At 42.0% G+C, this 19,887-nt stretch carries 18 protein-coding genes and 1 pseudogene; 5 read left to right on the top strand and 14 right to left on the bottom strand.

Features of this window, described 5'->3' with window-relative positions:
* Positions 1 to 59 precede the first annotated feature (59 nt).
* From IQ274_RS04220 to IQ274_RS04210, 3 genes and pseudogenes are all read right to left on the bottom strand, one after another.
* On the bottom strand, positions 60 to 752 hold the full coding sequence (locus IQ274_RS04220; protein ID WP_175586905.1) for a hypothetical protein: 693 nt from the start codon (positions 750 to 752) through the stop codon (positions 60 to 62).
* Positions 753 to 843: 91 nt separating this feature from the next.
* A pseudogene (locus tag IQ274_RS04215) lies at positions 844 to 1,593 on the bottom strand (Uma2 family endonuclease).
* Positions 1,594 to 1,777: 184 nt separating this feature from the next.
* Positions 1,778 to 2,260 (bottom strand): restriction endonuclease subunit R, encoded by a 483-nt coding sequence (locus IQ274_RS04210; RefSeq protein WP_322745177.1) that lies wholly within the window; start codon positions 2,258 to 2,260, stop codon positions 1,778 to 1,780.
* Between the two features lie 236 nt (positions 2,261 to 2,496).
* Between IQ274_RS04210 and acs the strand changes: the two genes are divergently transcribed.
* Positions 2,497 to 4,470: an acetate--CoA ligase gene (gene acs / locus IQ274_RS04205; RefSeq protein WP_163935296.1), complete on the top strand. Its 1,974-nt coding sequence runs from the start codon at positions 2,497 to 2,499 to the stop codon at positions 4,468 to 4,470.
* A gap of 117 nt (positions 4,471 to 4,587) precedes the next feature.
* Positions 4,588 to 5,268 (top strand): tetratricopeptide repeat protein, encoded by a 681-nt coding sequence (locus tag IQ274_RS04200; protein ID WP_163935308.1) that lies wholly within the window; start codon positions 4,588 to 4,590, stop codon positions 5,266 to 5,268.
* A 91-nt stretch (positions 5,269 to 5,359) separates the two neighbouring features.
* Here the strand turns inward: IQ274_RS04200 and IQ274_RS04195 are convergent, their stop codons facing one another.
* On the bottom strand, positions 5,360 to 6,784 hold the full coding sequence (locus IQ274_RS04195; protein ID WP_194141514.1) for a hypothetical protein: 1,425 nt from the start codon (positions 6,782 to 6,784) through the stop codon (positions 5,360 to 5,362).
* 123 nt (positions 6,785 to 6,907) lie between these two features.
* Between IQ274_RS04195 and IQ274_RS04190 the strand changes: the two genes are divergently transcribed.
* Together IQ274_RS04190 and IQ274_RS04185 are read left to right on the top strand one after the other, a co-directional pair.
* Positions 6,908 to 7,666 (top strand): Uma2 family endonuclease, encoded by a 759-nt coding sequence (locus IQ274_RS04190; protein WP_163935293.1) that lies wholly within the window; start codon positions 6,908 to 6,910, stop codon positions 7,664 to 7,666.
* A gap of 119 nt (positions 7,667 to 7,785) precedes the next feature.
* Positions 7,786 to 8,046, top strand: coding sequence for a MoaD/ThiS family protein (locus tag IQ274_RS04185; protein ID WP_012412483.1), 261 nt, complete (start codon positions 7,786 to 7,788; stop codon positions 8,044 to 8,046).
* 112 nt (positions 8,047 to 8,158) lie between these two features.
* Here the strand turns inward: IQ274_RS04185 and IQ274_RS04180 are convergent, their stop codons facing one another.
* Positions 8,159 to 9,016 carry a 1-acyl-sn-glycerol-3-phosphate acyltransferase gene (locus IQ274_RS04180; RefSeq protein WP_194141513.1) on the bottom strand — a complete coding sequence of 286 codons (858 nt, stop codon included), beginning with the start codon at positions 9,014 to 9,016 and terminating at the stop codon, positions 8,159 to 8,161.
* Positions 9,017 to 9,373: 357 nt separating this feature from the next.
* Positions 9,374 to 10,072, bottom strand: a complete 699-nt coding sequence (locus IQ274_RS04175) for a glutathione binding-like protein (protein WP_194141512.1) — start codon at positions 10,070 to 10,072, stop codon at positions 9,374 to 9,376.
* 334 nt (positions 10,073 to 10,406) lie between these two features.
* On the opposite strand from IQ274_RS04175, the gene IQ274_RS04170 reads away from it, so the two are divergent.
* Positions 10,407 to 11,372 carry a class I SAM-dependent methyltransferase gene (locus tag IQ274_RS04170; protein WP_194141511.1) on the top strand — a complete coding sequence of 322 codons (966 nt, stop codon included), beginning with the start codon at positions 10,407 to 10,409 and terminating at the stop codon, positions 11,370 to 11,372.
* A 31-nt stretch (positions 11,373 to 11,403) separates the two neighbouring features.
* Here IQ274_RS04170 and IQ274_RS04165 read toward each other — a convergent pair whose 3' ends face one another.
* From IQ274_RS04165 to trxA, 8 genes are all read right to left on the bottom strand, one after another.
* Positions 11,404 to 11,925 carry a biotin/lipoyl-binding protein gene (locus IQ274_RS04165; RefSeq protein ID WP_194141510.1) on the bottom strand — a complete coding sequence of 174 codons (522 nt, stop codon included), beginning with the start codon at positions 11,923 to 11,925 and terminating at the stop codon, positions 11,404 to 11,406.
* A gap of 744 nt (positions 11,926 to 12,669) precedes the next feature.
* Complete coding sequence (locus IQ274_RS04160; RefSeq protein ID WP_163935278.1) at positions 12,670 to 13,437, bottom strand: class I SAM-dependent methyltransferase; 768 nt, start codon at positions 13,435 to 13,437, stop codon at positions 12,670 to 12,672.
* A 34-nt stretch (positions 13,438 to 13,471) separates the two neighbouring features.
* Positions 13,472 to 14,161 (bottom strand): SDR family NAD(P)-dependent oxidoreductase, encoded by a 690-nt coding sequence (locus IQ274_RS04155; protein WP_194141509.1) that lies wholly within the window; start codon positions 14,159 to 14,161, stop codon positions 13,472 to 13,474.
* A gap of 402 nt (positions 14,162 to 14,563) precedes the next feature.
* Positions 14,564 to 15,862, bottom strand: coding sequence for an MFS transporter (locus IQ274_RS04150; RefSeq protein ID WP_194141508.1), 1,299 nt, complete (start codon positions 15,860 to 15,862; stop codon positions 14,564 to 14,566).
* Between the two features lie 283 nt (positions 15,863 to 16,145).
* Positions 16,146 to 16,811, bottom strand: a complete 666-nt coding sequence (locus IQ274_RS04145; protein WP_194141507.1) for a nitroreductase family protein — start codon at positions 16,809 to 16,811, stop codon at positions 16,146 to 16,148.
* Positions 16,812 to 17,081: 270 nt separating this feature from the next.
* A complete protein-coding gene (locus tag IQ274_RS04140) occupies positions 17,082 to 18,194 on the bottom strand; it encodes an alkene reductase (protein ID WP_163939293.1) in 1,113 nt (370 codons plus the stop codon).
* A 391-nt stretch (positions 18,195 to 18,585) separates the two neighbouring features.
* The gene (locus IQ274_RS04135) at positions 18,586 to 19,380 is read right to left on the bottom strand and encodes an SDR family NAD(P)-dependent oxidoreductase (protein ID WP_194141506.1); all 795 of its coding nucleotides are present in this window, start codon (positions 19,378 to 19,380) and stop codon (positions 18,586 to 18,588) included.
* 163 nt (positions 19,381 to 19,543) lie between these two features.
* A complete protein-coding gene (trxA, locus tag IQ274_RS04130; protein ID WP_012412473.1) occupies positions 19,544 to 19,867 on the bottom strand; it encodes a thioredoxin in 324 nt (107 codons plus the stop codon).
* Between the last annotated feature and the right edge of the window lie 20 nt (positions 19,868 to 19,887).

The following is a 19,887-nucleotide window of genomic DNA, read 5'->3' as shown; positions in this document are numbered from 1 at the left end:
TAATTAGCAAGTAAGTATGTAGGCTGAACACAAACCGGAAATATCAAATTCCTTAAAGTTCACGAAAATTTCAAATATTTGCCACCAGAAAGGTAATCACTGTTATACAGGGCCACGTTGACTAACTGGTTGACAAAATTAGCATCCTTGGGATTGTAACTTAAGAACAATCCTCTCTCTATTTCCCACGATCGCAGTGTATTTTGCCAAGCTTGGTACTTTTGGTAATTAAGTTCTTCAGAGACACTAGTAACTTGAATGCAAAGCGGTTGATTGTTACGACTACTAACAATTAGGTCTGTTGCCATAGAGAGGTCGGCGATATAACGCTGCCAAAAACTACCTTCTCGACTTACAACATCCTGAGCTATTGACTTAATGATATCATCATCGACCTGATTAAATTCACCTGCCATTAATTTTTGTTTCCAAATATAAAACTTGGAGTCACTTGCATTAATCCATCTAGGAAATAGATAACCATACCAATATCTCTCAATCGGTGTCATCAACTCGAATTTTGCTTTCTGTTCTTCTTCCGAAGGTAAGGATTTGATTATCAGCCAAATGGTAGAATCAGTAATTACCTCTAAGAGAAATGCAATGACAAATGGTTTTGCAGTCAGGGAACCTGGCTTGATATTCTTTACCCAACGATTGATTTCATCTAATCTTCTCGCCAAATTATGATCTACCGAGGAAGCTCGCAGGGTAAGTGACTTTAGCTTATCCTTAATCTCTGTTGCTTGCAAACGAGGCCCTACTTTCAGAAGATAACGCTTTTTTACACACTAATAACTAAATCTTAACTTGAAAGTGTACTTAATTAATTTCCTGATGTCATCAAATATTCTCTAAGTCGATGCCCTTTGTGCGTAATACCTCCCGCAATCGAGCGAGTTCTTGCTCTGCTTGTTGGGCGCGTTCTTCTGACTCTTGGGCACGTTCTTCTGCTTGTTGGGCACGTAAACGTTCTTGTTCAGCTAACTCTTCTGATGATAATATTAATTGATTTTCAGTAGTGAAGAATCTTAATTTACCTTCATAAACTCCCAAATAAAGTTCTAACTGCTGACTCCACAAACGTCCATCAGTAGTTCCTTGGATTTCTTGATACTTGCCATCAACTAAATGAAATCCCTGAAGTTCCATTATTACAGGGTCAAACCAGAAATAATCTGGTGTACTGAAGGTATCTTGATAAACTTGTTTTTTTAACCCTTCATCAATTGCTGTCGTTTAACTTGACAAAATTTCTACAATCACGTTTGGATATTTGCCGTCTTCTTGCCAAACTACCCAACTCTTACGGTCTTTTTTCTGAGTCCCCAAAACTACAAAAAAGTCTGGGCCACGAAAATATTCTGATTTTTTCTGGTTAGGACTATAATAAATCGTCAAATTGCCAGAAGCATAGAAATCTTGCCATTCTCGCCACCATAATTTGAGTATGCGAATCAGTAAATCGATTTGGTCACGATGTAAGTCACTTTCCAAGGGTGGTTCGTCACTCAGTATATCACCAGGAGGAAAAATAACTTCGTCTTCTGAAATACCATCAGAAATCAATTCTAGGGTAGCAGGTTCAGACATCAGCGATCGCTCCGCAATTTATTTACTGAAAAGTTGGTAACTTGCAGATGGCTTTGAACACTTGCAATAACTCTATTGCATCTGGAGATTCGTTTAAACTTAATAATGGCATTAACTGATAATTTGACTGCTCGTCATGTCTTAGATGAACAAATTGATAACGCAGTCCGTTAGTTACCAGTCCTCAAACAGATGGTTGTTGCTCTAAACTCTTAAAAGCATAAGTCAATAATTGAGGTAAACCTTCACCCACTTCAATCGCACTGTTTTTTGTTTCAATTACTACAACCCAAAATGGCGGTGCAATATTACTTTGAAAGCTGTTGATTGCTAAAATATCTATCCGTCCGGTAATTCTTCTGTCTTCATCTTCGACAGCGATCGCAATGCTATCTTCCATTGTCAACCGAATCGGTAGATCATAAAACCCTGCTAATCGCATCAAGGGTGCGAATGTTATAAATTTAACCAGCCCTTCAGAAACTTTCCTTGCATTTAAGTAACAACCGAAGTCATTTCTGATTCGCAATAAATCCTGCTGTTCAAACTCAGACAGTGGTTCTAGACTTAAAAAATTTGTGAATGAACCATTGGAAAGTTCTTCCAGTTTAAGAAAGCGATGAACATCGTTGAGACATAGACTACTAGCATCGACGATGAGCGTCATAGTTTCAGGCGTTGTTTGTCAAGACTACTTATATTTTGCAACATTCGCGGTAGATAGGCTGCAATGTAACGTCTTTACATTTATTGATCGCTCGGTTTTGGTAGATGAAAATGAATGTAAACTAAATAACTCACTCACCAATTTTTACCTAGCTTAACGAAAATCTAAACACCGTCTAGCACAACTGGGCTAAGAATAGTTTTTAGTAATAATAGCGATCGCACTCATAACTAACCATGTCTGAACCAAATATCGAATCAATCCTCCAAGAGAACCGCCTCTTCCATCCTCCTAGTGAATTCTCGCAGAATGCCCATATCAAAAGCCTAGAAGACTATCAGCGTCTCTATGACAAAGCTAAAGCTGATCCGCAGCAATTTTGGGCAGATTTGGCTGGAACAGAATTAGAATGGTTCCAAAAATGGGACACAGTATTAGACTGGCAACCACCTTTTGCGAAGTGGTTTGTTGGCGGTAAGATGAATATTTCTTACAATTGCCTTGACAGACATCTCACTACTTGGCGCAAAAATAAAGCAGCATTGATTTGGGAAGGAGAACCAGGTGATTCTCGTACCCTCACTTATGCCCAACTGCATCGGGAAGTTTGCCAGTTCGCCAATGTATTGAAGCAATTGGGTGTACAGAAAGGCGATCGCGTTGGTATTTATATGCCGATGATTCCCGAAGCTGCGATCGCAATGTTAGCCTGTGCCCGAATCGGCGCACCCCACAGTGTGGTATTTGGTGGTTTTAGTGCCGAAGCTTTACGCGATCGCTTAATTGATGCTACAGCTAAATTAGTAATCACGGCTGATGGTGGTTGGCGCAAAGATGCGATCGTTCCTCTCAAAGAACAGGTAGATAAAGCTTTAGCTGATGGTGCTGTTCCCAGCGTTGAAAATGTCCTCGTTGTCAAGCGCACCGGACAAGAAACTTATATGCAGTTAGGCGGACGCGATCATTGGTGGCATGATTTACAAAAAGGAGTATCAGCCGATTGCCCCGCCGAACCAATGGATAGTGAAGATATGCTGTTTGTCCTTTACACTTCTGGTAGCACCGGCAAACCGAAGGGCGTAGTGCATACAACTGCTGGTTATAATCTGTATACCCACATCACCACCAAGTGGATATTCGATCTCCAAGATACTGATGTATATTGGTGTACCGCAGATGTAGGTTGGATTACGGGACACAGTTACATTGTCTACGGTCCCCTTTCCAACGGTGCAACGACGGTGATGTATGAAGGTGCGCCCCGTGCTTCTAATCCTGGCTGTTTTTGGGATGTAATTGAAAAATACGGCGTTAATATTTTTTATACCGCACCTACGGCAATTCGGGCATTTATTAAAATGGGTGAACAACATCCCAAGGCACGAAACTTGTCTTCGTTGCGTTTGTTAGGAACCGTCGGCGAACCGATTAACCCAGAAGCTTGGATGTGGTATCAGAAAATAATTGGTGGCGATCGCTGTCCAATTGTTGATACTTGGTGGCAAACGGAAACCGGCGGTATCATGATTACACCATTACCAGGGGCAATTCCCACCAAACCCGGTTCAGCAACTCTTCCCTTCCCTGGAATTATTGCAGATGTCGTAGATTTAGAAGGAAACACCGTACCCAATAACGAAGGCGGTTATCTGGCGGTGCGCCATCCGTGGCCAGGAATGATGCGGACAGTCTACGGCGATCCAGAACGCTTCCGCCGCACTTATTGGGAACATATTCCACCCCAAAATGGTAAATATACTTACTTTGCTGGTGATGGCGCTAGACAAGATGAAGATGGCTACTTCTGGGTCATGGGTCGTGTGGATGACGTACTGAATGTATCAGGACATCGCCTTGGTACAATGGAAGTAGAATCAGCCTTAGTTTCTCATCCAGCCGTTGCAGAAGCGGCGGTAGTGGGTAAGCCAGATGAACTCAAAGGTGAAGAAGTAGTTGCTTTTGTGACTTTAGAAGGTACTTATCAGGGAAGTGAGGAACTGAGTAAAGAACTCAAGCAGCACGTCGTCAAAGAAATTGGTGCGATCGCACGTCCAGGAGAAATTCGCTTTACCGACGCTTTGCCCAAAACGCGATCAGGTAAAATTATGCGGCGCTTATTGCGAAATCTAGCTGCTGGGCAAGAGGTATCTGGTGATACTTCAACATTAGAAGATAGAAGTGTGTTGGATAAATTGCGGGAAGGTACGTAAATCATTCAATTGACCTTGTAGGGATGCACAGATGTGCGTTCCTACTTGTGGTGTATTTCACCTAACGCACCCACATTTTATGATGGACATAAGAACATTATTGAGGCATTGAGGGCGATGAAGCTGAAGAGCAAACCTAAATCAGCATTTGTTCAACCTTTTAGCTGCATGATGCTGAGTATTCTAACTGTAATTAGTTTATCACCATTAGCGTTAGCGGTTTCTGGAAAAGTTTCTTTGCATCCGCCAGAACAGAATGCACAGAGACAACCACAAAAACTAGCTCAGTTTTCAGACACAGGGCCATCAGAGCGATCGCAGATGCTGCAACAAGCCAATGCTTTATTTAATCAGGGAGACTTAACAGGTGCAGAGGAAAATTTCCGCAAGTTAATTAAAAAATTCCCAGACGATGCTTTTGGACACTTTCAACTAGGAAATGTGCTTTTTCGGCAAAAGAAGCCAGAAGAAGCAATTAGCGCCTATCAAGAAGCCATTCGTCTCAAGTCAAAATACGCTTTAGCTTATAATGCGATCGGTATGGTTTACGCTAGCCAAAGTCGCTGGGAAGAAGCGATGACTGAATATAAAAAAGCTCTAGAAATCAATCCTAACTATGGCGAGGCCCTGACTAATTTTGCATTGGTATTGTGGCAAACAAATAAAAAAGACGAAGCACTATCTTCTTTAGAAAAAGCTTTAAATATTTTCAAACAACAGAATAGAGGTGAAAAAGTTAACCAAGTAGAACGAATATTGAAAGAGATCAAAACTGCTGACGATCCTAGTGTTTCCTGAAAATCAGCAGCTAGAGCAATGCTGTAAGATATTGTAACAGGTAGGGTGTGTTGCTAAAATTTAACATGCCCTACATTGTTACTTACTTATTTTAAAAAATAATTTTTCGCATAATATCAACTTTTTTCTTAAAATCTGATTGCTCTCTCAACCTATGTAATGGGCCTTTATATTTTTGAATTTCATCTATTAGTTCCTTAACTGCTGGAGCCGAAACTTTTAATTTCATCATATTTAAAAGTTCATGATACTTGTTTTGACATAAGTTATGCTGAAGTTTGCTAGCAACCATTGTGTTATTGAAAGACAGAATTACCATAACTGCTTGAGTTGTATCAAATCTTTCAATGAGAGACTTGTAGCTGGTTTCAGCATTGCGGGAAATTCCATTTCCATTAGTAAGAAAAACTTCTACTAGCCCCAAAACATACTTTTCACGTATTTGAAGAGGAACCTGTCCCCTGTCATTAATAAGCGTTTCTAATGCTTTTGCAAAAGGTGGCTCATTATTGAAGTTATCCCACCCGCGATGAGCATTAAGTAAGTTATCAACAGCAGTATCTATTTCTGCGGATAAAAGAGCTTCAGGAATATATGATTTGCCTGAAACTATTTCCAGAAATTCAAGGGCAAGCTTTGCTTCTAGTTGATCATTATTTGCAACAAACCTGCCATACTTAGTCCCAAATTGCTGACGTGCCTGTTCATCGACTCTATCCCATAGATAAGGTATTAGCCTATGAAGATTTTGTCTTGTCTGTGGTGTTGTATCTAAGCGTGTGTATATGCCAAATAATCCTGATGCTAAATTGTTAGTTTGTTCTTGGTTAAGCTCTATAAAAAATGCTGCTATTTGTCTAGCATTCGATTCAGAAATATTATTTTTTTTAATATTTTTGAGAAATTTCTGTATTTCTATTGTTCCATTAGACAAAGGTAAAGAAATAACTTCTATAATGCAGGTTTCCAACCAAGAAACTAGTTTCAAGCCTGTAATCTCGTTCTGATTTGGATGAGCGGCACTCACCCAATTACGCATATATCTGATTGTATCTAAATGCTTGTATCCAATCTCTGAAATTAATCCTATTTTTCTGCCACCCTCGATTAATTCACTATCATTTACTTTAACTAAATCATCTTCTGAATTCAGGCTTTTACGTTTTTCTGGGCTATTTACGGCATTATCATAAAAATATGAAATATCATATTGAGATACCCGCTTTCTTAACTCTAAAATTGTTTCGTCCCACAAGTAATTTAATGCTGCATCAAATAAACCTGATGCTACAGCAGCAATATATTTAGAGATGTATACAGAACGGGGCTTCTGCTCATCATTAATCTTTGATAGTACATCGGCGAGATTTTTAAAAACAATCACACGCTCATTTACTGAAACTAATACAGAGTCAGTTGGTAAACCTTGTTCTGTTAAAAAACCTAACACCCCTGCTTCAAAGTTATTTAACTGGGAACTATAGCTTTGCTGTGTAATGATGTCAGATGAGTCCATTTTTCTACCTGGATTACTTTTATCCAATGTATTATAATTGTAATACAATAGAAGTGCCAACTTTCAGTAGTATACAAAATCATAATTTACAATGAGAATCATAGAGACCTTCGGTTAAAGCCTATGACTTCCCTATCGGCATTAACTTTACCTGACCACACCCAGTTACCAGACTCAGATGGTACATTTGTGAAAAATCTTCAGGAGCATCCGCAAAGCATTTTAATTACAGATTCAATTAAACCTGTTTTAGAAAAACTTCATCCTGACGGTCAATATTGTATCGGACAAGATTCTGGTATTTACTGGCGATTGACAGATCCTCCTGAGAAAGGGGCTGAAGCACCAGACTGGTTTTATGTACCCAATGTACCGCCGACCCTTGACGGTAAAATGCGGCGTTCTTATGTGCTGTGGAAGGAGTATGTTGCACCCCTAATTGTGATTGAATTTGTCTCTGGAGATGGTTCAGAAGAACGAAATAACACACCGCCATCTCAAGGGGAAGGTGGAAATGTTGGTAAATTTTGGGTTTATGAACAGGCAATTCGAGTGCCTTATTATGGAATTTATGAAGTAGCAAAAGCTCAAGTTGAAGTTTACCACCTAATCGATAATACTTATGAACTAATGCAACCCAATGAACGAGGACATTACCCAATTGTTCCTATGGGGGTAGAGTTAGGAATCTGGCAAGGATTTTATCAGAATGCAGAGTTACCTTGGTTGCGCTGGTGGGATGCACAAGGAAATTTACTGCTAACGGGTGAGGAACGGGCTGAAGTTGAGCGACAAAAGCGGGAGAGAATTGTAGAGAAATTGCGTACTCTCTCTGCTGAACAACTCAACGCTTTAGGAATTGACCCAGAAATGTTGGATTAGGAAACATAATTATCTACCAATAATACAACTTTGCTAGTTATTAATGTATAATTAAGCCCAAGAGTTCAGGGTGCTTGTCAAGCATTAAATTACTTGCTGGTACTGCCAAAGCATATTGTATGTCTAAATCTGCAATCACCGTTACCGTCAAATTGTTCGCTGCTTATCAAGAAGCCTTTAAGGTTTCGGAACTGGTGCTGGAATTTCCTAATAGTATGCCAGTCAAAGCAGTATGCGATCGCCTCATAGCCGAACACCCTGAACTTTCCCAATGGCGAGACATCACCCGCTTCGGGATTAATTTAATATTTGTTGAACCAGATACCCTATTACAAGATGGGGATGAAGTCGTATTGATTCCACCAGTTAGCGGCGGCTAGGAAAATAGTTAGGAGTTAAGTATTACAGCAGATTGAAAGTAAGTGAGGTGCAAAATGCAGGACTCAAAATCATATATATAAAGTAAGTTTTTATCTCCTGCCCCCTGCCCCCTCACCTACTATTCGACTCAGCAGTTACCTTAACTAAATTATCTAACTCTTGCTGCATCTGACTCACAACTAATTCATAACATTCATTGACATAGTGGCGATCGCTAGCTGCTTCTCGACCGTAGCGTTCAAATACAATCGGCGGACAAACCCGTGTGTACATGGGCACAGGTAATGGAATGTTGGGCAATGGGCCAATTGCTAATCCCCAAGGTAATCCGAGATAGATTGGAAAAACTTCTGGATCAATTCCAAGCAGCCAAGGCATTCCCCATTCGTGGAGTTGCTGCACAACTTTGTAGAAGTCAGCCAGTACAATCAGCGTATCGTGAGCGCCCCAGGAAATCACAGGTACAATCGGCACATTTTCTCGCAATGCTAACTTGATAAATCCTTGTCGCCCTGCAAAGTAGATTTTGTTACGCAAATAATGCGGTCGAAACACATCTTCGGCTCCACCTGGATAAACCAGCACACTAGCCCCAGAGTGCAACGCAGTGTAGGCCATTTTCGGATGAGCTATGATTGCTCCAGCCTTGGCAGCTATTTGCGCTAGTGGTTGGCTAACCTGCCAAGCTTTGGGATGCATTAAACCATAAACGGGTTTCTCCGTACCAAATCGTTTGAACCAGTCATACATCACCATTCCCATATCGGGAGCCGCAAGTCCTCCATTATGCGAACCGACAAATAAGACTTTTTCTTGGGATGGAATATTTTCCCAGCCACTAGTTTGCACCTGAAAATAGTACTTATAGAAAAAGCCTAATAAAGGCATCAGAGATTCTATGAACTTTGGATCTCGCTCATCCAAAGACCAACCGGGTTTTTTCTTTAAGAGATGTTGCTTTATTGACATCGATACATTTTAACAAGATCGGAACTTCGGGAGACGCGGCAAGTCTTGAATTAAAACTAAATTAACCTGACTTTCAAGTGCTGTATTGCTTTTGCTTGACTAGCCAAACCCAGAACAGAGCGATCGCTATACCAAGCAGAATAAAACAATAGATGTAGCCGAAGTTATCCACAATCCTACCAAATACTGCTGCGCGATTCTCTGTCTAACAAAAAAGCTATAAACAGCGAAACGGCTGTACCTTGTGCTTCCGGTGCTAATCAGCCCACGCAATCCTGCTAATTGTTTTATCAAACAGAATTTAGAATAGGCTACACCCATTCTAAATTCTGGATTCTTCTTCAACGCCTAGAACGCTCAAGGTTGAATAGTCTTCGCCGACTGGTTAAATAACAAATCTCGTGACTTATCTGGGTCAAGTGGTTGAGTTTTCAATGCTTCTGCTTTCTCGTAGGCACGAATTGTTGCCGGACGAGCTTTAATTGTCTCAAACCAGCGCTTGAGGTAAGGAAAATCCTCTAGATTCTGACTTTGGCGTTCATGGGGCACAATCCAGGGATAAGCGGCAATATCGGCGATGGAATAAGCGCCAGCCACAAATTCTCTATCTGCTAGTTGCTTATTCAGCACTCCATATAAACGTCCCGTCTCATTCACATAGCGGTTAATGGCATATTCAATCTTTTCAGGAGCATAGGCGCTAAAGTGATGATTTTGTCCTGCCATTGGCCCTAGTCCGCCCATTTGCCAGAACAACCATTCTAAAACTTGAGTGCGTTGGCGTAAATCTTGCGGGATTAATTTCCCGGTTTTTTCTGCCAAATATAGCAAGATTGCCCCAGACTCAAATACCGAAATCGGCGCACCTCCATCTACTGGTTCATGGTCAACGATCGCAGGGATACGATTGTTAGGAGAAATCTTCAAAAATTCGGGCTTAAATTGATCTCCAGCTCCAATATTCACAGGATTTATGGTATATTGCAAGCCGACTTCTTCCAGGAAAATCGTAATTTTATGACCGTTTGGGGTTGTCCAATAATAAAGATCGATCATGGTTATTTGTCCTAAAATTGTGCGATTCTTTTTAAGTGAATGGTGCAGACATCTCTTTTTTTCTGATTTATCATAAAATCTGAAAAAAAGAGGACAAAAACGGTGAAAAGTAAAAGGGATTGGGGATTGAGTAAGAAGTGAAAAATTATGTTCGGGGCTTCAACCCTTCCCAAACTTTGGAATGTATTAACAGTCCCAGTCCCGATTATCAGAGCGGTGTTCCTCTCTACGAGACGCTTCGTATAGCAAGATCCCCCGCAGGGGTACGCTATCGGCGTGACCAGTTGAATTGTAACCCCACAACCTAGAATTTCAAATACTTAGAGAGTAACTTATGAGTGAAAAGACAGTCAAAGTGATTGAAGGAAACTTATTGCCAAAAGGAGATTATGTTTCGTCAGGATTTTCCACTATCCAGCCAGATTTATATTTTCCCAATATAATTTTAGGAAATAAATATGATTCTTTTTGGCTTTATTTACGGCGGGATATTACTCATAACTGGTATGTGGATAAACGACGGCAAAAGGTAGGATTTGTGAGCAGAGATGAAGCTCATATTTTATACAATACAGCCTTGAAATTTCGGGGGAAAAAAGCTTTAGAAATCGGTTGCTGGATGGGATGGTCAGCTTGTCACTTGGCTCTAGCAGGGGTGGAATTAGATGTAATTGATCCGATGCTATCCGAACAATTATTTAATGAAAGCGTTACAGAGTCACTAAAGTCGGCAGGCGTTAAGGAATCTGTGAATCTAATACCAGGATGCAGCCCTGAAAGAGTTGAAGAGATAGCAAATAAATTTCAACGTAAATGGTCATTGATATTTATAGATGGTAATCACGAAGCTCCGGCTCCGCTCAATGATGCAATTATTTGCGAACAATTTGCAGAAGCAGATGCTTTAATTTTATTTCATGATTTGGCTTCTCCTGATGTAGGACAAGGCTTGGATTACTTCAGAGACAAAGGATGGAACACAATGGTCTATCAAACTATGCAAATTATGGGAGTTGCATGGCGGGGAAATGTTGAGCCTGTAATACATCAGCCAGATCCTAATATTAACTGGCCCTTACCTCCACATTTACAAGGTTATTTTGTCAGTGGTTCAGTTAAAACTGCGACTGAAGATAAATTTGCAGAACTTCTCAGAGCAGTTCGACCATATACTTTATTGAGTGAAGCAAAGTTATTCTCGCTTTATAGTCAGGCAAAACAACTATATTGTTATCTTTTCTGGCTGCCAAAAATGTTACTACAAGCGATCGCTAGAATCAAACCTATCAAGGGCCACTAGCTTTGTATTATCAGCCACGACTAGCGACTAGCTATGTGTCGCTAGTCATGGCTTTTTCTGATGACTCCTCTACCTGAGCATTTTTCAATTCCGCTTCCAAACGAGCGATCGCCGCTTGTTGAGCTTGTAAATCTCCCTGTTTCGCCCCCGCTCGTACCTGCATTAATCGCGCTTGCGCCACTCTCACTTCTTCTAGCGCCATATTCACAGTTGCCAAACGACGAGTATAATTATCCAACACTGCAAGCACTTGCCCCGCCTTCACCCAATCTCCTTGCTGCACACGTAGCTGTTGAATGCGGGCTGATTCCGTTGAAGAAGGCGGAAACACTTGAATCACTTCTCCTTCAGGTTCCACACGCCCCAAAGCCGTCACCGTTTGCAGCACCACTGGAGTTACAACCACTGGCTGAGGTTTAACTGCTTCACTCGTCCCCATCATCCGATATGCGATCGCCTCACTAAGCGCGATTTCTCCATCAAATACTGTACTTAAAAATACGGTTAATATAGTATTTTTACTGTTGTCATTACGAGTAAATAAATGTGTCATAGTTCTTCCTGCTTGGAGTATAAAACTATTGTTAGATATAGGATATAAGTCAACTTCACTTTGATAAAGTAAGAAATCAAAGCATAAATTATCTGGTAAAGTTTTTATCCTTACAATATATACTGTTCCCTTTTTTACTGCCAATCGCTATATACTGACTTCTGCAAGAAACTGAGTCAGATCACAATACTGCTCGGTTAAGGAGATTTGTAGGTTGGGTTGAACGGAGTGAAACCCAACAAAGCCCTGAAAATGTTGGGTTTCGTTCCTCAACCCAACCTACACCAGAGTTATTTTTTAGGCTTAACCGAGCAGTATTGAGTCAGATTATGTCCGCTTGATTGCTTATTAAACGCGAAGAACCCCACCCCGATTTTGTCTAAAACCGGGGTGGGGTGATGTGGCTCGTTCGTAATGCTAAGTGAGTAGACTCAATATCAAGCCTTTATAAGGGTTTCACGCTAAGTTGACACCAATGGTTGGGGGTATCTCCTCTTAAAAAACAAGCTAAGGGACTTCCAAATAAAAAAATACCCAAAAATTTGACAAAAAAACTCTCCTTCTCATTCCTCTGTGTTCTCTGTGCCTCTGTGGTAGCCTGCGGCAAGCCGTTCGCATAGCGTCTCGTAGAGAAGCGTCTACGTTTATTTGGGTAATTTATTTCTTGGAAGTCCCTAACCGAATGGTTTTAAGATGCCATTGTGAAGCAATTGCTAATAAATCTATAACTATATATATACTTTTTTATATCGGTGATTTGGCGATCGCTGCCCAAACTCTATGATGAACTTCAAGAATTTGTGTAGGATATCTTGCTTCGAGTAATGTAGCCAATTCCTGGTCAAATACTTCTACTTTTTCTGGTGTCAAGCTAGCTCCCACACCGGCACTCGCCCGAATTCTTCCCCGCCAAGCTTCGTGTGTATAAGGTACAAATACATCGTAAGAAAATGTGCGGATATCTCGGAATCCAACTTCGCCAATGTCTTGTAACCACAAGGGATGCAAGCCATTACCGCCGGCCAGATTCCACGCGGGATTATGAGCCTGGATGAGTTGTTCTGTGGCTTCGACGACATTACCTTTTAAGGGTATCCAATCAAAATGAGCGATCGCAATTGAGCCATTTTTTCTCAATATCCGAGTAACTTCCTGGACAGCACGGGGACGATCAAACCAATGCCAACATTGTCCAGCAGTGATTACATCAGCACTTGCATCTGGTAACTCGGTATTCTCAGCAGTTGCGACTCGATAATCTACTTTAATTTGGGTTGATTCGCTTAACTGTCTCGCTTGTTCTAAAAGTGATGCTGATGGATCTATGCCAATTACATAAGCACCTCTATCAGCAAAACCCCGCGCTAGTGTTCCTGTTCCTGTACCAAGGTCAACAATATTCTGTCCTGGTAAACCTATACCGTATTCAGACAGTTTATTAAATAATGAACTGGGAAAGCCAGCACGGTGTCTTGCGTAATCAACAGCAGTTGCACCAAAATCAATTTTCATACCTGCAAAACCATTTTTGTAACAATTGTCTAGGCTAGAAGTTCTCTACCCAAGGACGTAGTTCTACTTCATAAGTCCAAGCACTGCGGGGCTGGCGTAGAATACTGAGATAAGTTTGAGCGATCGCATCTGGGTCAAGAGTACTATCAGGATTATCTACTGGATCTTGGCGAACTGCTGAACGAATTGCCCCATCAATCACGAAATGCGCCACATGGATATTCTTTGGTGCTAATTCTCTAGCAATACTTTGAGCTAAACCGCGTAGTGCAAATTTACCCATTGCAAAGGGAGCAGACTGAGCATAACCCTTAATACTCGCTGAGGCTCCAGTAAAAAATATAGCACCACCACCAAGCTGCAAAAACCTTTTGGTAGCAGCTTGAGCCACAAGAAAGCCACCATAAGCAGTTACATCTAAGGTTTTTGCCACCTCACCAGGGTCTAAATCAACAAGAGGCCCCCGCACCCGAAAACTGGGATTGTAAACAACAACATTCGGGGAACCAATTTTATTATCAATATCAATAAATAATTGTTCTACTTCATTTGGCTTTGAGACATCAGCAGCGAAACTAACTGCGTCAATTTCCCTAGTCAATTGAGTAAGTTTTTCAATTTGACGAGCCGCTAAAGCTACGGTGAATCCTTCTTTGGCAAATAAGCGGGCTAAAGATGCACTCAGTCCACTACCTGCGCCGACAATTAAAGCTGTTGTTGCCATATTTTAAACCTGTAGTGCTTATTCTGCCTAGCTTAGAGGATGTTTGAAAAGTTTTCTTCTCGGTAACAAAACATTCTAGATCCCCCTAAATCCCCCTTAAAAAGGGGGACTTTGATTCCGGTTCCCCCCTTTTAAGGGGAGCCAGCGCGGTTTTGGGGGTTTCCCCCATGAGCGACTGGCGTGGGCTAGGGGGGATCAGTTAGTGCCTAAAATCACAGTCAACCACTTTTCAAACAACCTCTAAGAACTTTTCTTAATACCATTCGATTAAAACATTCATAGATTAAGAATTGAGCGTGACTGAAGATAGTTGTGAATCGCCTTTAAGGACTTCCAGAAACTAAATTATTCAATTTTGGGAGCAAAGATGATCGTTAGATTCTTCCTCCCCTGTTTCCCCTGCTAGGCAAAGCGATGGGATACTTTTTTAGTTGGAAGTCCCTTAGTGGGAGTTTGACCAATTTGCAGTACACCAACTGCGGCAATCAGACAGAGAATACCTGATAAAATAAACGCTTGTAAATAGCTACCCGTCCAAGTTCTTAACACTCCCGCTCCGAATGCTGCTGTGGCTGCACCAAGCTGGTGTCCTGCGACAATCCAACCGAACATCACGCCGACATTTTCTTTACCAAAGGCATTGGCAACAAGACGGACTGTTGGTGGTACGGTAGCAATCCAATCAAGTCCATAGAAGACGGCGAAAATAGAAAGTCCATAGAAGGAAAAGTTGAAACTGAAGGGTAAGAAAATCAAAGATAAACCCCGCAGTCCGTAGTACCAGCATAATAAGTAGCGATTATTCCATCTGTCAGAGAGCCAACCGGACATAGTAGTTCCAAAAAAATCGAATAGCCCCATGATTGCCAAAAGACCCGCAGCTTTGACTTCCGGGATACCGTGGTCAATACAAGCAGGAATTAGATGAGTTCCAATTAACCCATTTGTGCTAGCACCACAGATAAAAAAGCTCCCAAATAACAGCCAGAAATCGCGTTTACGCATTCCCAGCCAGAGGGCGTTGAGGGTAGAGGCGATGGAATTTGCTCTAGGCTGCGATGTTTCTACAGTTTCGCTGTTGTCGCCAAAGGGTCGCAACCCGACATCTGCCGGACGATCGCGCATAAAGGCTGCGATCGCTGGAATAATTAAAAGTGCTGCACCAGTAAGAGCTAAAGCCGCAGTTCGCCAGCCAAAGCGATCGGCTATTGAGGCCAGCATTGGCAAAAACACCAGTTGTCCTGTGGCTGTACTGGCGGTTAGGATGCCGAGAACTAAGCCCCGCTTCTCAAAAAACCAGCGATTGACAACAATAGCGCCCAAAACTAGGGCAATAACTCCGCTACCAGAACCGACAACTACACCCCACAGCAAAACTAGCTGCCAAGATGTTGACATCACAGTGGTTAAACCGACACCGAGAGCAATGGTAGCAAGTGAGAATACCATCATCTTGCGAATGCCCATTCGCTCCATAACTGTGGCAGCAAAAGGGCCAATTAATCCGTAAAGTACTAAGTTAATGGAGATTGCTAAAGATATAGTTGCTCTACTCCAGCCGAACTCCTGTTCGAGAGGCACTATAAAAACTCCGGGAGCAGAACGAATTCCGGCTGCAACGAGCAAGGCTAGGAATGTTAAGCCAGCTACAATCCAGCCATAGTGGAACGAACGACGTGCTAGGAAGGAGGGTAGGGACATTAGTAGTGGGTGGGGAGTGGGGAGTGGGGAGCAGGGGGAGATGGGGGAGTAGGGGAGGTAGGGAGAGCAGGTTCAAAAACTCATTCACAAGTATAAAAAACTCGTCGGCGAGTATCAAAGACTCGTTCACGAGTATAAAAGGCTCGTCGGCGAGTATCAAAGACTCATTCACGAGTATAAAAGGCTCGTCGGCAAGTATCAAAGACTCATTCACGAGTATCAAAGACTCATTCTTAATTCCCAATTCCCAATTCCCAATTCCCCATTCCCAATTTAGGAAAAACTACCCTACATAAGGATTACCGATTCTATCCACAGAAACGTTAGAGGAGAATGGTAAACGACCTGGATTTAAGCGTGGTTCGGCTGCATAGCCAACAGGAACAACAACAGCGATCGCTAAATCTGGATTATCCTCAGCACCAATCACTTGTTTTACCTGATCCTCAACCCAACCGTTCATAAAACAAGTGGATAATCCCAAACTTTCTGCTGCTAACACCAAGTGAGTAGCGGCAATAATGGCATCTTTGATGGCATATTCGCGTCGCTTGTCGCCTAACCCAGCTTGAAATTGTGGGATGGCACTTTTAAAGTAGTTTACCGTGCCTTCATTCCATGCTCCAGTTTCAGTTGCCCGCTCAAAAATTGGGGTTAAGTCTCTTTCGCCTACGGTAGGATCGGCAGCAAAGACGAAGGTTACAGGTGCTTGGACGATTTGTTGTTGATTCCATGATGCTGCTGATAGTGCTGCCTTTTGCGCCTCGTCTTGCACAAGAATAATTTGCCAGTCTTGGATATTAAAGCTACTGGGCGCTGCCACGGTCAATTCTACCAGTTGCTTGAGCAGTTCTGGGGCAATGGGGTCTGCTTTAAAAGTTTTAATTGAACGACGTTGAGCGATCGCACTAGGTACATCTAAAGGTATGGTTTGGGTGATGGAACTCATGAGATTCTCCTGATAGTTGAGTTATGACCAAATAATTCGTAATTCCTAATTAGGATACAAATGAATCTATTTATTCATGAAACAAAAATAAAAATTATTCCTTATTTCAGAACAAACAAGTTTCATCTGGCACGCATCAGAAAAGACTTCTTGCAGAAGTGGGGGAAAAGGATGGAATTTTCCCTTACCCTTTACCCTTTAACCTTTCCCCGACATCTTTCTAAAGAATAATGATGTCATAATTACGAATTACAAATTACGAATTACGAATTACGCCTGAGCTACTGCCTCATTAGCAGCCGACCAAAATGGATAGTCTGTATATCCTTGTTCAGCGCCACCATAAAAGGTTGCTTGATTTGCTTCATTTAATGGTGCATTTAAAGCCAAGCGTCGGGGTAAATCTGGATTTGATATAAATAATGTGCCAAAGGCAACTAAATCTGCTGCTTTGTTTGCCAGCACTGCATTGCCTTTTTCACGGGTATAACCACCATTGACGATGAGTGTACCTGTAAAGCGATCGCGGATATGACTGGTGGGTACAATTATCCCGCCATGTCTGATATCTGCTTCTGTTGCCTCATAAATATGCAGATATGCCAAATTAAACTGGTTCAACGCTTGAGTTGCATAACCGAATGTCTCTAGCGGATTGGAGTCACCGATATCGTTAAAAGTCCCACTGGGAGAGAAACGTACCCCAACTCGGTTAGAATCCCACACACTAGTTACTGCCTCTGTCACCTCCAACAGGAATCGGGTGCGATTCTCAATGGAACCCCCATATTTATCTGTACGTTGATTGGTGCGATCGCGGAGAAATTGATCTATTAAATAACCATTAGCTGAGTGAATTTCTACCCCATCAAACCCAGCCGCTAGAGCATTTGCCGCTCCCTGACGGTACTGTTCTACTATCTGCGGTATTTCTGAAGTTTCTAAAGCACGGGGTGTAACATAAGGTTTTGGCCCCTCATAAGTTGATGCCTCACCTTTAGGAGCAATGGCAGAAGGTGCCACAGGTAAAGCTCCATTTGGTTGTAAGTCAGGATGGGAAATCCTGCCTACGTGCCATAGTTGCAGGAAAATTCTTCCTCCCTCCCGATGTACGGCATCAGTGACTAATTTCCATCCTTCTATCTGTTCTGACGAATGAATTCCTGGTGTAGCAGGATAGCCCTGTCCTTCAGGAGTTACCTGTGCTGCTTCAGAAATAATCAGTCCGGCGGAAGCACGTTGAGCGTAGTAAGTAGCATTCAGTTCGTATGGTACGTTTCCCTCACTGGCTCGGTTTCGGGTTAAGGGTGCCATTACAATCCGATTTGGGAGTTCCAAATTACCTAATTGGTAAGAAGAGAATAAATTTATATCACTAGTCATGTTATTTTGCTCCAATTCAAAATTCAAAGTTCAAAACCCCATAGCTGGGAGATAAGACAATACGGTTCGGATAAGGTTTTTCGCCGTCTTTACAATAATCAGTCCTTTGTAGAGACGGCGATTTATCGCGTCTCTTGCCTTAACCAAACGGTATTGGGAGATAAAGGGAATAAGGGCAGGGCTATGCTATTCTCATTTAGCCTACCTCCTGTCTTCCTCGATAAATTCTCAGTCTAATAGCGAAAGTCTCTAAAGACCACTAAGAAAAGGTTATTGTCCGTTTTAACGTACTCAAAAACTTTAGTTATGGGCGGTTTATTTCTAAAAAGAAATAGTCTTGAAAACAACAAAAAAATCTCCCCAATACCCAATTTTGCGTGCAGTTCATTCACTAAACAATCGATCGAATAACACCACCATCTACCCGCAAAGCTGCACCATTAGTTGCTGAAGCTATAGGGCTAGAAAGGTAAACTACGATCGCTGCTACTTCTTCATTAGTTGCAAAACGTTTGATTAGGGAACTTGGACGCACATTTTGAAAAAACTCAGTCTCAACTTCTGCTGGACTAATACCACGTTCCTGCGCCAGGTTGATAATAAACTCTTCAACTCCTTCTGAGCGGGTTGGTCCGGGGAGGACAGAGTTTACAGTAACTCCAGTCCCGACAGTCATTTCTGCTAGACCTCTTGCAATAGCAAGCTGTGCTGTCTTAGTTGTGCCATAGTGAATCATTTCTACTGGGATCTGAATCGCAGATTCGCTGGAGATAAAGATTATCCGCCCCCAGTTTTGCTCTAGCTGCTTTTGCAGATATTGCCGGCTCAAACGGACTCCACTGAGAACGTTAACCTGAAATATGTTTAACCAGTCTTCATCGGTAATATCAAAGAAGGTTTTTGGCTCATAAATACCCACATTATTAATGAGGATATCAACGTGAGGAACTTTTTGAAAGAGTTCCTCTACCCCTGATGCAGTACTTGTGTCAGCAACAACGCCAGAAACTTTCGCGTCTGGTGTACTTTGTTGAATTTTAGCGATCGCTTGGGTTACTCTTTCCTCAGATCGACCGTTGACAATCACTGATGCACCTTCTTGAGCTAGCGCAAGGGCTGTCGCCAAACCAATACCTGCGGTTGAACCACTAACTAGTGCAGATTTACCATGCAATTTCAAGTCCATTTTGCTCTTTCCCCATTAGTTGAACAGAATTCAGGAGTCAGAAGTCAAGAGTGGGGAGAGACGCGATTAATCGCGTCTGTACAAGAGTCAGGTGTATTCTGACTCCTGTCTCCCTTGATTAGAGAAGACTGCAAACTAAATGCGTCTCATAACAGTACCTAGATTAAAGATGCTGTGCTAAGGTCTTATTCAAGGTGGTTTTTGGAACTGCCCCTACGACAGTATCAACCTGCCGACCTCCCTTAAAAACCATCAGCGTCGGAATGCTGCGAATTCCATAATGGCTGGCGACAGTAGGATTCTGATCTGTGTTCAGCTTCACAAATTTCACCTGTCCTTCGTATTCCGCAGCAACTTCATCGACCACTGGGCCTACCATCCGGCAAGGGCCGCACCACGGGGCCCAAAAGTCTACTAAGACTGGAATCTCACTTTCCAAGACTTCTTGCTTGAATGTGGCTTCTGTGACATTTGTAATGGATGACATAAATTGCCTTCCTAGTTAAT

Origin of the sequence: Nostoc sp. LEGE 12447 (assembly GCF_015206985.1) — a bacterium.
GTDB lineage: Bacteria > Cyanobacteriota > Cyanobacteriia > Cyanobacteriales > Nostocaceae > Nostoc.
Note: the sequence above shows the minus strand (reverse complement) of the source record. Positions and strands in the feature narration are given on the sequence as shown.

What these genes read in the sequence shown, in the direction of transcription:
- IQ274_RS04210 (WP_322745177.1), bottom strand. Translation starts at nt 2,260, where the DNA reads ATGACGCTCATCGTCGATGCTAGTAGTCTATGTCTCAACGATGTTCAT.
- acs (WP_163935296.1), top strand. Translation starts at nt 2,497, where the DNA reads ATGTCTGAACCAAATATCGAATCAATCCTCCAAGAGAACCGCCTCTTC.
- IQ274_RS04200 (WP_163935308.1), top strand. Translation starts at nt 4,588, where the DNA reads ATGAAGCTGAAGAGCAAACCTAAATCAGCATTTGTTCAACCTTTTAGC.
- IQ274_RS04195 (WP_194141514.1), bottom strand. Translation starts at nt 6,784, where the DNA reads ATGGACTCATCTGACATCATTACACAGCAAAGCTATAGTTCCCAGTTA.
- IQ274_RS04190 (WP_163935293.1), top strand. Translation starts at nt 6,908, where the DNA reads ATGACTTCCCTATCGGCATTAACTTTACCTGACCACACCCAGTTACCA.
- IQ274_RS04185 (WP_012412483.1), top strand. Translation starts at nt 7,786, where the DNA reads ATGTCTAAATCTGCAATCACCGTTACCGTCAAATTGTTCGCTGCTTAT.
- IQ274_RS04180 (WP_194141513.1), bottom strand. Translation starts at nt 9,016, where the DNA reads ATGTCAATAAAGCAACATCTCTTAAAGAAAAAACCCGGTTGGTCTTTG.
- IQ274_RS04175 (WP_194141512.1), bottom strand. Translation starts at nt 10,072, where the DNA reads ATGATCGATCTTTATTATTGGACAACCCCAAACGGTCATAAAATTACG.
- IQ274_RS04170 (WP_194141511.1), top strand. Translation starts at nt 10,407, where the DNA reads ATGAGTGAAAAGACAGTCAAAGTGATTGAAGGAAACTTATTGCCAAAA.
- IQ274_RS04165 (WP_194141510.1), bottom strand. Translation starts at nt 11,925, where the DNA reads ATGACACATTTATTTACTCGTAATGACAACAGTAAAAATACTATATTA.
- IQ274_RS04160 (WP_163935278.1), bottom strand. Translation starts at nt 13,437, where the DNA reads ATGAAAATTGATTTTGGTGCAACTGCTGTTGATTACGCAAGACACCGT.
- IQ274_RS04155 (WP_194141509.1), bottom strand. Translation starts at nt 14,161, where the DNA reads ATGGCAACAACAGCTTTAATTGTCGGCGCAGGTAGTGGACTGAGTGCA.
- IQ274_RS04150 (WP_194141508.1), bottom strand. Translation starts at nt 15,862, where the DNA reads ATGTCCCTACCCTCCTTCCTAGCACGTCGTTCGTTCCACTATGGCTGG.
- IQ274_RS04145 (WP_194141507.1), bottom strand. Translation starts at nt 16,811, where the DNA reads ATGAGTTCCATCACCCAAACCATACCTTTAGATGTACCTAGTGCGATC.
- IQ274_RS04140 (WP_163939293.1), bottom strand. Translation starts at nt 18,194, where the DNA reads ATGACTAGTGATATAAATTTATTCTCTTCTTACCAATTAGGTAATTTG.
- IQ274_RS04135 (WP_194141506.1), bottom strand. Translation starts at nt 19,380, where the DNA reads ATGGACTTGAAATTGCATGGTAAATCTGCACTAGTTAGTGGTTCAACC.
- trxA (WP_012412473.1), bottom strand. Translation starts at nt 19,867, where the DNA reads ATGTCATCCATTACAAATGTCACAGAAGCCACATTCAAGCAAGAAGTC.